The sequence below is a fragment of the Lysinibacillus sp. FSL M8-0355 genome, assembly GCF_038008985.1.
Classification (GTDB): domain Bacteria; phylum Bacillota; class Bacilli; order Bacillales_A; family Planococcaceae; genus Lysinibacillus; species Lysinibacillus fusiformis_D.
The window spans coordinates 4,711,188-4,726,097 of record NZ_JBBPAI010000001.1; the positions used below are offsets into that span (position 1 = coordinate 4,711,188).

Annotated in this window: 11 protein-coding genes; 4 read left to right on the forward strand and 7 right to left on the reverse strand. The window is 37.0% G+C overall.

Features of this window, described 5'->3' with window-relative positions:
• Nucleotides 1-7 precede the first annotated feature (7 nt).
• Nucleotides 8-1,420 carry a YfcC family protein gene (locus MKY46_RS23130; protein ID WP_036123899.1) on the reverse strand — a complete coding sequence of 471 codons (1,413 nt, stop codon included), beginning with the start codon at nt 1,418-1,420 and terminating at the stop codon, nt 8-10.
• Between the two features lie 580 nt (nt 1,421-2,000).
• Here MKY46_RS23130 and helD point away from each other — a divergent pair.
• Nucleotides 2,001-4,304, forward strand: coding sequence for an RNA polymerase recycling motor HelD (helD, locus tag MKY46_RS23135; RefSeq protein ID WP_340835525.1), 2,304 nt, complete (start codon nt 2,001-2,003; stop codon nt 4,302-4,304).
• A gap of 372 nt (nt 4,305-4,676) precedes the next feature.
• On the opposite strand, the gene MKY46_RS23140 is transcribed toward helD, so the two are convergent.
• The 5 genes from MKY46_RS23140 to MKY46_RS23160 form a co-directional block, all read right to left on the reverse strand.
• The gene (locus MKY46_RS23140; protein WP_036123911.1) at nt 4,677-5,432 is read right to left on the reverse strand and encodes an amino acid ABC transporter ATP-binding protein; all 756 of its coding nucleotides are present in this window, start codon (nt 5,430-5,432) and stop codon (nt 4,677-4,679) included.
• A 13-nt stretch (nt 5,433-5,445) separates the two neighbouring features.
• The gene (locus MKY46_RS23145; RefSeq protein WP_036123914.1) at nt 5,446-6,147 is read right to left on the reverse strand and encodes an amino acid ABC transporter permease; all 702 of its coding nucleotides are present in this window, start codon (nt 6,145-6,147) and stop codon (nt 5,446-5,448) included.
• Between the two features lie 15 nt (nt 6,148-6,162).
• A complete protein-coding gene (locus MKY46_RS23150) occupies nt 6,163-6,870 on the reverse strand; it encodes an amino acid ABC transporter permease (protein WP_036123917.1) in 708 nt (235 codons plus the stop codon).
• Nucleotides 6,871-6,952: 82 nt separating this feature from the next.
• A complete protein-coding gene (locus MKY46_RS23155; protein ID WP_340835527.1) occupies nt 6,953-7,816 on the reverse strand; it encodes a transporter substrate-binding domain-containing protein in 864 nt (287 codons plus the stop codon).
• Nucleotides 7,817-7,846: 30 nt separating this feature from the next.
• Nucleotides 7,847-9,016: an acyl-CoA dehydrogenase family protein gene (locus MKY46_RS23160; RefSeq protein ID WP_340835529.1), complete on the reverse strand. Its 1,170-nt coding sequence runs from the start codon at nt 9,014-9,016 to the stop codon at nt 7,847-7,849.
• A 281-nt stretch (nt 9,017-9,297) separates the two neighbouring features.
• Here MKY46_RS23160 and MKY46_RS23165 point away from each other — a divergent pair, with 281 nt between their 5' ends.
• Entirely contained in the window at nt 9,298-10,044 is a 747-nt protein-coding gene (locus tag MKY46_RS23165; RefSeq protein ID WP_340835531.1) for a hypothetical protein, read from the forward strand.
• Between the two features lie 87 nt (nt 10,045-10,131).
• On the opposite strand, the gene MKY46_RS23170 is transcribed toward MKY46_RS23165, so the two are convergent.
• Nucleotides 10,132-10,512: a VOC family protein gene (locus tag MKY46_RS23170; protein ID WP_089933349.1), complete on the reverse strand. Its 381-nt coding sequence runs from the start codon at nt 10,510-10,512 to the stop codon at nt 10,132-10,134.
• A 226-nt stretch (nt 10,513-10,738) separates the two neighbouring features.
• Here MKY46_RS23170 and MKY46_RS23175 point away from each other — a divergent pair, with 226 nt between their 5' ends.
• Together MKY46_RS23175 and MKY46_RS23180 are read left to right on the forward strand one after the other, a co-directional pair.
• Entirely contained in the window at nt 10,739-12,688 is a 1,950-nt protein-coding gene (locus tag MKY46_RS23175; RefSeq protein WP_340835534.1) for a methyl-accepting chemotaxis protein, read from the forward strand.
• Between the two features lie 268 nt (nt 12,689-12,956).
• Nucleotides 12,957-14,906 carry a methyl-accepting chemotaxis protein gene (locus MKY46_RS23180; protein ID WP_340835535.1) on the forward strand — a complete coding sequence of 650 codons (1,950 nt, stop codon included), beginning with the start codon at nt 12,957-12,959 and terminating at the stop codon, nt 14,904-14,906.
• Nucleotides 14,907-14,910: the final 4 nt, after the last annotated feature.

The window sequence follows — 14,910 nt, forward strand, 5'->3', positions numbered from 1 at the left end:
TATTTTATTAAAATGGTCCATAATTTATGAGATGCGCAATGACTAATAAGACAATCGCTAAGCCTGTCTGTATAAGGAAGTAAGGAAATACCCATCTGAACCATTTTGAAAATGGAATACCTGCTATTGCTAGTCCCGCTAATAAAACACCACTTGTTGGAATGACCATATTTGAAATACCATCACCAAACTGGAAAGCCAGTACGGCTGTTTGCCTAGTTACACCAATTAAATCGGCTAAAGGCGTCATGATCGGCATCGTTAACGCAGCTTGTCCACTTCCAGAAGGTACTAAGAAATTTAAGCAGAGCTGAAGCAAAAACATTCCTATCGCATTGATAGAAGCAGGTAATACACTTACAGTATTTGAAACAAAATGAAGAATAGTATCAATTAATCCTCCATTTGTAGTAATAACTAAAATGGTTTGGGCAAATCCGATAATTAATGCCCCTTCTACCATATCCCGGGCACCAGAAATAAACCCTTCAGCCATTTTATTTGGTCCAATCTTACAAATAATAGACATAATAATGCTGCTTAATAGAAAGACACCGGCAATTTCACTTATATACCATTGATACTTTATTACCCCTACAATCAATGCAACAAAATTTCCCAATAATACGAATAGTGCTATCAAATGACGTGGGCTCATCTTAAAGTCTAAATCAATTTTGATGCTCTCTTCTCTTTTAAACTTTCCGTAAATCCCTTTCGATGGGTCACTCTTCACTTTTTTTGCATGCCTATATATATAAAGTACTGTCAAACTATAAAAAACGATGAACACAATGATTCGATATGACATTCCTGAATACATTGGAAGCTCTGCAATAGTTTGAGCTACACCAATGTTAAATGGGTTCGTAATGCCTGAAGTAAAGCCAGTTGCTAATGTACCTAGCATGACGATCGCAAAGCCTGTAATCGCATCCATTCCGAGTGCCATCGTTAACGGGATAATAATCGCTATATAGACAAGCGTATCCTCTGCTGAGCCAATTAGTGTCCCTAAACTAGCAAATATTAAAACTAGAATAGGGATTAATACGTACTCTTGTTTTCCAAATTTCGAGGCCATAACTTTAATAAAGGAATCAATAGCTCCAGTCTTTTGCATTACCCCTAAAGCGCCTCCAAATAAAAAGACAAATAAAATAATAGAAGCACCCTCAAGCATTCCCAGATGCACACTATTGAATATTTCTAGAAAGCCAATAGGATTTGACTTGATATACTGAAAGGATTCTGGATCTACTATCATTCTGCCATTACTCTCAACTCTTTCATATTGTCCAGCTGGTAAAATATAGGTCAGTAACGACATGACTAAAATAATAATAAACATTAATACAAATGCATTAATTCCCTTTATCCGTGGTTCATCTTCTTTTTTATCTTGCTGTAGGTTTACCATAACCGTCTCCCCCTAATAATTTTTTCTTTAGCTTTGAACTGAGGCACAGACAACGTATCCATTAAGCATTTCTTACACACCTACAAGTTTCCACCAAACGGAAAAACATTCCGATTAACGGAAACTTTATACACAAGAATAAAAAACAGAAGATGAAATGTCAATATATTTCGACAATTCAGTAAAATTTATTTTTACTTCTAGGACAAATAAAAACTAAATATTAATAACAAATTCTTAAAAAACAGGCATAATGTTAGACTTTCCTACATATAAAAAAGACTGCTCCACTTATTTGTGGAACAGCCTTTATCGTTAAACGCTAGGTTTCTTTATAATTTTATTATAGCATAAATTTACAATAATTATTAGACTATACTTCATTGCGGAGTAGATGTATGATAAATTTCCTGATTCAATCACCCTACATTTCCTCTTAGGTTATATACGTTTATATACTAAAAAAGGTGTTTGGACAACCATTTAAAGGAGAATCACAATTATTTTCTTTTCACCATATTTATAGGTGAGGATTACTACTAACAGAAGAGAAAAATATGGAGAGGAATGTGAGTAAACGTTGGAAAATCAAAATGACTGGCTAGAAGAAAAACATCATCTTGAGCAAAGTTTAAACCTCATTGATCACAAAAAGAACGAATTATTGCTAAAAGAAAAGAGCTTCAAGGAAAATGCTGTCGCTCTGAAGAAAACTTTTTGGAACGATGTCAGAGTCAATTTAGACACTGCTGAAGATGTTGACGAAACCTTTTTCGCGATTAAGCAACAGGTAGAGCTTCTCTCTGACTCAGAGCTTGCACAGCAGCGTGCAATTCAGAATGTAAAGGTATACGAACGTTTACAACAGTCACCCTATTTTGCTCGTATTGACTTTTTACAAGATGGGCAGCAAGATCCATTAAAAATTTATATAGGTGTTGCCACTTTATTGGACGAACAAGATGAAAATATAGTTATTTATGATTGGCGTGCACCTATATCAAGTATGTACTATGATTGCACACCAGGTAAAGCCTCCTACGACACAACAGCAGAAGAGATTCATGGTGAAATGCTACTGAAACGGCAATTTATTATTAAAAACGGGCAGCTACAATCGATGTTTAATACTGGTCTTACCATTGGGGATGATTTATTGCTTGATATCCTTGCACAAAATGCAAACGAGCATATTCGTAGTATCGTTGCAACGATTCAAGCTGAGCAAAATAAAATTATTCGCCATGTTCAATCACGCTATCTTATTGTAGAGGGTGTTGCGGGTAGTGGTAAAACAGCTGTGGCTTTACAACGAGTCGCTTATCTATTGTATCGCTATCGCAATGAAATGACGGCCGATCAAATTTTACTGATTACACCTAATCAACTTTTTAACCAATATGTCCATACGGTCTTACCTGATTTAGGCGAGGACAATATGCAGCAATTAACGTTTATAGAGTATGTAGAAAAGCGATTAGGTCGACAGTTTAAATTGGAATATCCGTACGAGCAATTGGAGGACCTTTTAACAGAAAAGGATGAAGCTCATTATCAAACAAAATTAAGTAGTATATCTTATAAAGCGAGCCTTGCTTACAAGCATTTGATGGATCAATATGTAAGCTATTTATCCAATAAGGGCTTATTATTTAAAAATATCGTATTTCGTGGGGAACGAATTATTACAGCACAGGAAATTACTGAATACTTCTATTCTTTCCCTTCCACTATGTCGATACCAAATCGCCTACAATTCGTAAAAGAATGGGTATTGCAACAACTGACGAAATTTGAAAAGGCTGAGCGTACAAAAGAATGGGTAGAAGAAGCGACTGAACTATTAGATAAAGAGGACTACTCCAAGTCTTACAGTGAGCTTTTATACGAAGGGCGCTATACTGATAATTCATTCGATGATTTAGATCAAGAACGACAAAAATTAGCGAGACAAATTGTTAAAAAATACTTTAAACCATTACGCAATTCCGTTCACCAATTAAAGTTTGTGCATATGTTAGGCACGTATCGCCAACTCTTTGATTTGAATAATCCCATTACTAGAGATTTACAGCATTTTATGCCAAACGATTGGGAGGATATTTGCCAGCAGACACTTCCAAATTTAGCAAAACGTTTTATAGCTTATGAGGATGCAGCACCATTTTTATATTTACAGGACAAAATTGAAGGGCAGCAGACTAATACGATGATCCATCATGTATTGATTGATGAAGCGCAAGATTATTCTCCATTCCAACTAACTGTATTACAGCAGTTATTCCCAAAAGCACGTATGACTATTTTAGGAGATGGACATCAAACGATTCATCCACATACCTTCGATAACCCTTCCCTGCTCGACCCTCAATTATATGGTGAGCAGGCTGAAAAAATGATTTTAACGAAAAGCTATCGTTCGACAAAACAAATCATTCAACTTACTGCAAAAATTTTAAATGATGGTAGCGAAGTTGAGGCATTTAACCGAACTGGTCCAGAACCATCAATTACTGTCGTTCCTAATGAATTGGAACTGATAGATGAAATTACCCAAAACATCCATCACCTCTCTGCTAAATTTGAAACCATTGCTGTCATTTGTAAAACTGCTGCTGAATGCTCCGCAGTATATGGGCAATTAAGTAATCAAGTAGATATTCAATTGATTAACCATAATACGAAGCAGTTTAAAAAGGGTATTTTATTACTTCCAGCTTATATGGCGAAAGGTATCGAATTTGATGCTGTGCTTATTTATAATGCATCTGCTGCTAATTACGCAAAGGAAAACGAACGGTACTATTTTTATACAGCCTGCACGAGGGCTATGCATGAGCTACACATTTATTCCATCAACAAATTAACGCATTTCCTTCAATGATAGCTAACAGATCCTCCTGTCATAGTGCTGAAAAACAAAACTATCAATAGAATTCTTGTGAAAGGTGAAAATGGATTTCCGTTGCAGGCTACTTGCTTTCCTGTGGGCGTGCGCCGAGCCCACTACGTCTAGTATGAAAGAGAAGGAAAAGACACTTTTGCACATGGTTGATTGGAGTGGAGCCAGCGTCACAGCTGAGACCCTAGAGCGAACGGAATGCGTGAAGCGGCTCATCGGACGCCCCCTGGAAAGGATGCTGGCGGAACGGAAATCAACCTCTCGCCTTGCCAAAAAGTCTTTTTCTGCTATTTACTTCGTCTTTCTTCAACAACATAACAGGAGGATCTGTTACTGACAGATCCTCCTGTGTTTTTATATATAGAAAGTGTAATCTTCTGGAATGACACGTTTTAAAAATTTCTTTGTGCGCTCCTCTTTTGGGCTTACGAAAATATCATGAGGGCTCCCCTCTTCTACGACAACGCCTCCATCCATGAAAATCACACGATTAGCAACATCTTTGGCGAATCCCATTTCATGTGTCACCACAAGCATTGTTGTGCCTTCAGCTGCAATATTTTTCATGACCTGTAGGACCTCACCTACTAATTCAGGATCAAGTGCGGACGTTGGTTCGTCAAATAAAATAATATCTGGGTTCAATGCTACTGCACGTGCAATTCCTACTCGCTGCTGCTGACCGCCTGACAGCTGACTTGGATAGGCATCATACTTTTCCGATAAACCTACTTTATCAAGTGCCTTTTTACCAATGTCCACAGCCTGTGCTTTAGGAATTTTACGTCCAATGATTAAACCTTCCGTCACATTTTCTAATGCCGTTTTATTAGTGAAAAGATTATAATTTTGGAAGACAAATGCGACACGTTGGCGAATTGCATGTACGTCTTTTTTCTTCACATGTTGAAAATCCACTTGAATATCTCCAAATGTCGCATGTCCTTGATCCGCTTTTTCTAAAAAATTGATGCAACGTAATAATGTTGTTTTTCCCGAGCCACTAGGGCCTAAAATAACAACAACATCGCCTTTATCAATCGCTAAATCAACACCCTTTAAAATTTCATTACCACCAAATGATTTATGAATATTTTTAATTTCTAACATGCTCATTCACCCCTTAGGCATTTGCCACTTTATATTTGCTTAAATATTTTTCATAGCGCTTAAACAAGTACTCCACCGTACTACATAATATTAAGTACACGATAAAGATATCCAGATAGGCTTCCACGTAATTGTAGCCAACATTTGCAGCTACTTTTGCCTTCAGTGTAATTTCAGGAAGTGACATTGCGTAGCCTAACGAGGTAGCTTTAATAAGATTGACGGTAGCTGTACAAATATTCGGTAGCGCAACTACTAATGCTTGTGGAATGATAATTCGAGTATAAGCTTGGAATGTTGTCAAACCTACTGAGTGTGCAGCCTCTAATTGCCCCTTTTCAATAGTGCTTAACGCAGAACGAAAGACCTCTATTAAAATGGCTGTTGAGCTGAATGCAAACACGATAAACGCATACCAAATTGGATTGATTTTATAAATATCATACGCAATATTATATTTTTCAAAAATAATTTTTAACATTAACGGGATACTACTATAGATAATAAAGATTTGTATAATGATTGGCGTTCCTCGCACGAATGAAACGTAAATTTTTGCTAGATGATGAATAACTGGAATTTTATTAATTCTAGTGAGTGCCAACAAAAAACCAAGTGGCAGAGCTATCAATAAAGCAACAACTGTGACAAGGAGTGCAATGGGAACACCAGATAATGCAATGAAAAATGTTTCAAGTAAAAATGGATAATTCACGTTCACGCCTCCTCCTTAAGTTGTTTCTAAAGTTTTCTTACCCTTCCCAAATATCTTTTCTAATATAGTAAATATTTTTTCTATAATAATTGATAACACCCAATAAATAATGGCTAATGCAATATAAATTTCTAAGGCATGAGCATTGATGTTACTGGCAATAATTAAATTTGCCTTGCCCACAATGTCAATTAGACCAATTGTATAAGCTAGTGCACCTTCTTGTAGCAAAGCAATCATACCATTCCCAAAGTTCGGCAAAGCAACGACAAGTGCCTGTGGGAAAATAATTCGACAGTATGCCTGAAATGGTGTTAAGCCCACACTAACCGCTGCTTCAAACTGACCTTTTGGAATAGCTAAATAGGCTGATCTTATCACCTCAGACATGATTGCAGCAAATTGTAAGGTGAATGTTACGACAACGAATATAGCTGTTTCAATTGAATGGAGGTTAAGACCAACATTTTCTGCTAATGCTGGCACACCATAATAGACAAGAAATAACAAAACGATGGATGGCGTACAACGCATAATCGTTGTATATAAATTTGCGAATTTTTGTAACCACTTTATTGAAGATAGCTTAGCTGCCGCCAACAATAAACCAAATAGTGTGCCTAAGATAATCGAGGACCCTGCAACTAAGAACGTCATTTTTAAAAATGGTAATAACATTGGGATTGCGTTCCAAATGTAGGTTGCATCAAAATATTTATCCATTTCCTCACCAACTTTTCCTTTTATGAATAAAGACTGCTGAGCATTAAAGACTCAACAGCCTTATTATTCGTTCCGTTTCAAACTAACGATTAACATTTTCTAGCACTTCAAATAAATCGCGACCATAGAACTTGGTGCTTAATTCATTTGGTTTTTTCTGCTCTTTAATTTGAGCTATCGCTTTATCGTAGGCATCAGCAAATTCTTGCTCTTTTTTATTGAACAGAGGCCATGTTTTAATGACAGCAAATTCGTTATAGACAACCTCATCTTTTAAGTTGTAATAAGGGCCATCCTCAGCAAGCACTTGTTGTTTAAATGGTCCCTCAATCATGACGCCACCATCAACACGACCTTCATTTACCCACTGCACAACGTCTACGGTAAATGCATCACCAGCTTGAAGTTGTACTTTATTATCTGGATTTGCCGTATTATACTCATCGATAATTGTATATTGCGCGTTATTAGCAGCAATCGGTGCTAAAGAATAACCTTTTTTTGCAAAATCGGCTAATGTTTTCACACCTTCATCCTCTTTACGTAAAACGAGCCCCGCACTACTTAACCCTAAAAATTCCTTCGGGAAAATAAATTTCTCTGTACGCTCCTGTGTAAAGAAGGCATTTTTAACCCCTACTTGATATTTCCCTTGCTCAACACCAATCAACAAATCATCACTTGTTGTACCTACGTATTCAAATTGATAGTCAGGTAATAATTCATCTACTAATTTCATTACTTCTACATCATACCCTGTTGGATTTCCATTATCGTCGATATAGCTAATAGGCTTGGAGGCTTGATCGTAGGCGACCTTTACTGTACGAACCTGTTCACCATCACCTGAATCCTTATCTGCTGATTCCCCTGAATTACACCCCGTCAAAAGTGCTATAGAAGCCAAACCAATTGCGGCAAATTGAAATAATCTATTCTTTTTCATCTGTCATTTCTCCTTATTTCCATGTAATCATTATGAATTTCCATTTAATCTTTGTTGTTCAATAGCGGCAGTCGCTAACTTTATAATCGTCATATCATCCATGGGCGGATTATGAAGTCCTGCACGGACGTTACGATAATAGCGTTGTAATGGATTGGATAGCTGCAAGCTTTTCGCTCCCACTACACGCATTGCCTTATCGACTATATCTATTGCCATGTTTGTTACTGTATGTTTAGCAACAGCCATTTCATTTGTTAATAAACTACGTCTAGCTGGATCATCATAAGCCTCAGCCACGCCATACAAGACAAAACGTGCTTGATGAAGCTTTAATTCAATATCTCCTAAAAGCTGTTGTACATTTGGCAACGTACTAATCGGAGCATTCAAGCTATTCGGTTGATGATGATTGGCAAAATGGATCGCATAGTCACGGGCAGCCTGTGCAATACCTAAGTATGTTGCTGGGATATGGAGTATCCAGCCATTTATCTTGCCACCACTAGGATGACTTGGTAACTCTACTAAATGCTCTGTTGCCACTATGACATCTTTTAACACAAGATCATGGCTACTAGTACCTCGCATCGCAGACATTTCCCAATTTTCTTCAATCGTTAGTCCTACAGAATCTTTATGAATAAGGAAGAAACCAATTTGTTGCTTTTCCTCAATCCAAGCAGAAGTAAGGAAATAATCGAGCACCGGTGACGCAGTCGTAAAGATTTTGCGTCCATTTAATAGCCAGCCCTCTTTTGTCGAAACAGCATATGTTCCAGGTCGACCACCACGTGTTGGACTACCCGTTGCTGCCTCACTAACTGCTCTATTAATGATGGCACCGCTCTTTATTTCTTGAGCGAATGCTGTTAATACATCCTCAGTCCATAAGTGGGTTTCATATATTTCACCGACAACGCCTAATGTCCAGCCAAGGGAAAGAGATGCATTTTCGTCATAGCTTGCTAATGTTTCTTGCACAAGGACCATATCATAGACTGATAAGCCCTCTCCGCCATATTGTTTCGGTAAAGTTAGTTGTGGATAGCCAATTTGCAAAAGCAATTGATGTGCTTTAAACGGGAAACGAGATTGTTCGTCTACCTCAACAGCCTCAGCCTTAATTGGCTCTGCAATAGCTGCTAGCTGATCTAACCAAAACCGTTGTCGCTCTGTTTTTACAAATAAATCCTTCAAGTAAATCTCCTTCTTCCCAATATATATAAATCATATAAAATTACTAAGAATTAATAGTGAAAAAAAATCTCTGCCTACATATTGTAGTGAGACACTATTCGGTACTGAATTTTCTGATTCGTTGACATTTATAATACTTTTCACATTTGAAAATGTCAATGGGTGAAACTCAAGTTTTTTTGTTAGTTTAATATGAATTACAATGTTTCAATTTTACCCTTTAATTTATGCACCATGCTTTGTTTACAACATATGCTAAGACTAATGAAAGAGGTGTATACATGACTAATCATTTTAATTCGCCACAAAGTGCTGGCACCTTATCCTATTTGGCTCCACAAGTAATTCAAACTAAGTTTGGAGATATTAATGGCGATGGTTTTTTGGAAACAATTTTTTTAGTGGGCGTTCAACAACCGGATAGCCCTCTGTGGAAAAATATCACACTCACTATTTTTTATGTGCAAACACAACAAATGCAACAATTTCCCTTGAAACAGAATTTGGGCTATAATCCGACTATTTTTCTAGGCGATTTTACTGGTAATCATATTGAGGATATACTGGTTGTCTCTGATACTGGGGGTAGCGGAGGAATTATAAACGGTGAAATATTTTCATCCATCAACAATCAAGTTCGTTCTATTTTTGACGCAGAGTCTTTTAATAATAAACTCAAATATAGCGTTAATTATGTAGATCACTACAAGGCTGTAGTTCAAAGTTCGAATCCCGCTAAAAGATACACAATCGATTTACAGTATAAAGGAGCGGACTACTTAGCAGAAATTTATAATCCAGACGGTACATTAAAGCAACCTATAGAAGGCTGGGTAGACCCTTTTAGCGGACTATATCCCATTGATTTTGATCGAGATGGAACCTATGAAATTTTAGGGTATCAAGGAATTGCAGGTAGGTATCATGCCGATGGACTAGGCTATGTAGAAAATGTTTTAAAATGGAATGGTCATGAATTTATGATAGATCGACAAACGGTTAGTATTTTTGGAGAGGATTTATCATAGAAGACTCTCTCTATTAAATAAGATGAAAAACAGGAATCTGTTCATTTTTGCTTAAAAACAAAGCAAAATACGAGCAGATTCCATCATTTATATTTGTTTTTCAACCAAGGCAAAATAGTTATTTTCAGGATCAGCAAAATTAAATACCCTACCCATTGGCATCATAACTAAATCGCCCACTTTAATGCCCTTTGCCTGAAAATCTTGGTACATTTCTTCAATTTTATCAGCATAAAACATGATAGACGGAGTTCCTAAGTTTAGCTCCGGCTGCATTTTAGCTATGATCTCTTTATTGTGCAACACAAATGATGTTTGTGCATCCTTCGTTGGCGCAATTTCAATCCAGCGCATCCCTGCTTCTTCCTGATCAGCAACGACAACAAACCCCACTTTTTCTGTCCAAAACTTTACTGCTACCTCTTGGTCATTAACATATAGCATTACCTGCCCAATTTGATGAATCATAACCTATTTCCCTCCTCTTTTGAGCATTAGTATATATCAAACTGTAGCTTTATATAGCTTCTAACGATTTCAATTTAGCGAAATTTCGAATAATTGACCATAATATATATAACTTGTAAATTATTATTCCAAAGTACTTAACTTTTATTTTATTTCTGATAGAATGAGAATTATTTACCTTCTAGGGAAAAGTTTAGACTAAAAAAATTATGTGAGGATAATACAAGTGAAACAACTAAGTTTAAGAAAAAAGCTTATTTTTTCGTTTTTAGCAATGCTTCTCATCCCAACCCTGTTGATTGGAATTGTTTCCTACCAAAGTGCAGAAAAGCAAATTTCCGAAGAACAACATGCAAGTGCAACTGAAAGTGTACGTATTCTTAATACTAATATTACGAATACCATTGAACCCAAACTAAAAGATGTGCAATATTTTTCAAAAAAATTTAGTAAAACCTACTTTCAAGATCATAACATTCCGAAACTTCAATCATTACTAAGCGAATACATTAATATGCACCCTGAAGTAGAGCTGATTTATATTGGTACTGCCGATGGCAAACTACTTGACGAGCCTGCTCAAGACTATCCTGATGGCTTCGATCCTCGTACAAGACCTTGGTATAAGCAAGCTTTAGATAATAATGGAGAGGTCTCCATCACTGCCCCTTATGTTACACAATCAACGGGTGACATTGTCATTACAATTACGCAGGCTTTACCAGATGGTTCTGGAGTCATAGGATTAGATCTTAACATTTCTACATTAAGTGATATTACGAATAATATCCGCATTGGAGAGACTGGTTTTGCCTCTCTTCTAGATAGCAATAAGCTCTATATCGCACAGCCTGAAAAAGAAAGTGGTACTGAGGCAACAGAAAACTATATCACTAAAATTTATGAGCAAGAAAGCGGCACAATTATTGAAAGAGACCGTCATTTACAGTTTGCTACAAATGAACTTACTGGCTGGAAGATAATAGGCACAATGTTTACTGCAGAAGCTGCAAAGGCTGCTGCCTCCACTTTAAATATCAACTTGATCATTATTGTTGTGTCCATTCTAGTTGGTATTATGTTTATGCTCTTCATGATTAAGTCTGTAGTTAATCCAATTAATCGACTTAAGCAAAGCGCGTTGAAAATTAGTGAAGGTAATTTAACAGAGTTTATTGAAATTCATTCTAAAGATGAAATTGGACAACTTGGGGAAGCTTTTATCTCCATGAAGGTTAGCTTGAAAAAACTAATTCGCAACGTGGACCAAAGCTCCCAGCATGTTCAAAAGTCTGCTCAAGATTTATCTGCCAATGCAGAACAAAATATTGCTGCCTCTGAACAGGTTGCGGATGCTATGCAACAAATGGCAGTCAGCACGGAAAAGCAAACAACAGGTATTGACCAAAATGCTATCTCCATTGAGGAAATTGCTAAAGGGGTTGTTGAGGTCGCAGACAGCTCTGTGCAGGTATCAGACCTTTCTAGCCATGCTATCCAACTGGCAGATGAAGGTGGACAAGCAGTCGAGCAAACTGTACAACAAATGAACTCTATTCATGAATCTGTTACACAATCAGATACAATGATTAAAACTCTATATGATCGCACGAAAGAAATCGGTTCCATTTTAGAGATGATTAGTGCCATTTCAGACCAAACAAATTTACTAGCCCTCAATGCTGCTATCGAGGCAGCAAGAGCTGGAGAACATGGCAAAGGCTTTGCCGTAGTAGCCGATGAAGTACGAAAATTAGCAGAGCAATCTCACCAATCAGCAGAGCAAATTGCTGCGCTCATTACGAGTATTCAGCAGGATACGGCTAAATCTGTGCAGACTATGGTCAAGGCTTCAGCAGATGTTCAGGATGGCTTACAATTGACAGAATCAACAAGTAAGAAATTCGCCAGCATTATTGAAAGTCTACGAAACATTGCGCCAAAGATGGAGGATATCTCTGCCTCTGCACAAGAAATGTCTGCAGTCGTGGAAGAAGTCTCCGCTACAGCTATTGAATTATCAGATCACGCCAAATTAAATGCTGCAGCTACAGAGGAAGTTGCTGCTTCTACTGAGCAAACTTTATCCTCTATGCAGGACATGGCATCCTCTGCCAAAACGTTACTTGATATGGCGGATGAATTGCAAGGTTACGTAAATCGTTTTGAATATTAAATTATCCTTTCAGAATCTGAGTTCTATTATGGAGCTCAGATTTTTTCTGTACTAATTTGACATATAAAAACAGGGGAAATTACAAAATAAAATATTTTTCTACAAAAAGTACTATAGTATAACTTTATTTTCCAGATTTTTCAGAAAATTATGTTGATTATTATTCATTTTCCTCTTAGAATCAGATTAAACATTGGAATGACTTGTCTATTGAACCAGTTATCAAATTATGACAATTAACTAATGTCATTTTAAGGAGGAATACTATATGAAACAGATTAGCTTAAGAAAGAAACTCATTTTTGCATTTTTAATGATACTCCTCATTCCCGCACTTTTAATCGGGTATACCTCCTTTAAAAGTACTAAAAATCAGATTTTAGAAGAGCAACAAGCAAGCGCTAAGGAAAGTGTGCGTATGCTTAACAGCAATATTACAAATACAATTGCGCCAAAAGTTCATGACATTGGATATTTTTCCAAAAAAATAAATCAATCTTATTTACAAGAAGATAAAAAAATTGAATTAAAAAAACTTTTTCAAGAATATATTAATACTCACCCTGAAGTAGAGCTGTTATATATTGGAACAGCAGATGGTCAAATAATTGATGAACCTGTCCATGATTATGCAAGTGATTATGATCCACGTAAACGACCTTGGTACGTAGAAGCAATTGAGAACAAAGGGCAAGTATCCATTACTTCACCATATATCTCAAAATCAACAAATAATGTAGTAGTGACTGTCATGCAAGCTCTTCCAGATAATTCTGGTGTGATGGCCTTAGATGTAAATATCTCGGTTCTTAGTGCACTGACAGACGAAACACGTATAGGAGAAACTGGGTTTGCATCCTTACTAGATCGTAATCAGCTATATATTGCGCAAAAAGATAAAGAAAGCGGCTCACAAGCAACAGAAGAATATATAGCAAAAGTTTACGAACAACAGGAAGGTATGATTACGGAAGATGATCGCCAGTTACGTTTTGAAACCAATGAACTTACAGGGTGGAAAATAGTTGGTACAATGTTCATCGCAGAGGCTACAGAGGCAGCTACTGCTTCATTTACTATCACATTGCTCATCATTGGTATTTCTATTATTGTAGGAATTATTTTTATGCTCTCTATGATTAAATCTATTGTGAACCCTATTAAACGACTTCAACAAAGTGCATTAAAAATTAGTGATGGCGATTTAACGGAGTTTATTGATATTCATACAAAGGATGAAATTGGACAGCTTGGTGAGGCATTTGTCTCGATGAAAGTTAGCTTAAAAAAACTGATACGCAATGTTGACCAAAGCTCTCAGCATGTTCAAACCTCTGCCCAAGGACTTTCAGCTAATGCTGAACAAAACATAGCTGCATCTGAACAGGTAACAGAGGCTATGCAGCAGGTAGCGATCAGCACCGAAAAACAAACAACTGGAATCGATCAAAATGCTGTTTCCATTGAGGAAATTGCTAAAGGTGTTGTAGAAGTGGCAGATAGTGCCCTACAAGTTTCAGACCTGTCCAGTCAGGCTATCCAATTAGCAGAGGAAGGCGGACAATCTGTTGAACAAACTGTGAATCAAATGGTTTCCATCCATGAATCTGTGACACAGTCCGACACAATGATTAAATCACTGTTTGATCGAACAAAAGAAATTGGTTCCATTATAGAAATTATTAGTGCCATTTCTGACCAAACGAACCTTCTTGCTCTGAATGCTGCTATTGAAGCAGCCCGAGCTGGTGAACAAGGCAAAGGCTTTGCGGTTGTAGCAGATGAAGTACGTAAATTAGCGGAACAATCCCATCAATCAGCAGAACAAATTTCTACGCTTATTACAGGCATACAACAGGACACGGCTAAATCTGTGCAAACGATGATGAAAGCTTCATCAGATGTCCAAGAAGGGTTACAGCAATCTGAGGATACGAAAAAGAAATTTACAAGTATCGTTGAAAGTCTTCGAGAGATTGCACCGAAAATGGAGGATATATCAGCTTCGGCACAAGAAATGTCTGCCGTTGTAGAAGAAGTATCCGCAACAGCCATTGAGCTATCAGACCATGCAAAACTAAATGCAGCAGCCTCTGAAGAAGTTGCCGCTTCAACGGAACAAACATTGTCCTCCATGCAGGAAATCGCTTCTTCGGCTAAAACTTTACTTGATATGGCGGACGAATTACAAGGCTATGTAGACCGATTTAATTACTAATTAT

Bases quoted from the DNA above. Each gene is read 5' to 3' on its own strand.
- MKY46_RS23170 (WP_089933349.1), bottom strand. From the start codon at position 10,512: ATGATTCATCAAATTGGGCAGGTAATGCTATATGTTAATGACCAAGAG.
- MKY46_RS23165 (WP_340835531.1), top strand. From the start codon at position 9,298: ATGACTAATCATTTTAATTCGCCACAAAGTGCTGGCACCTTATCCTAT.
- MKY46_RS23180 (WP_340835535.1), top strand. From the start codon at position 12,957: ATGAAACAGATTAGCTTAAGAAAGAAACTCATTTTTGCATTTTTAATG.
- MKY46_RS23140 (WP_036123911.1), bottom strand. From the start codon at position 5,432: ATGTTAGAAATTAAAAATATTCATAAATCATTTGGTGGTAATGAAATT.
- MKY46_RS23155 (WP_340835527.1), bottom strand. From the start codon at position 7,816: ATGAAAAAGAATAGATTATTTCAATTTGCCGCAATTGGTTTGGCTTCT.
- MKY46_RS23130 (WP_036123899.1), bottom strand. From the start codon at position 1,420: ATGGTAAACCTACAGCAAGATAAAAAAGAAGATGAACCACGGATAAAG.
- MKY46_RS23150 (WP_036123917.1), bottom strand. From the start codon at position 6,870: ATGGATAAATATTTTGATGCAACCTACATTTGGAACGCAATCCCAATG.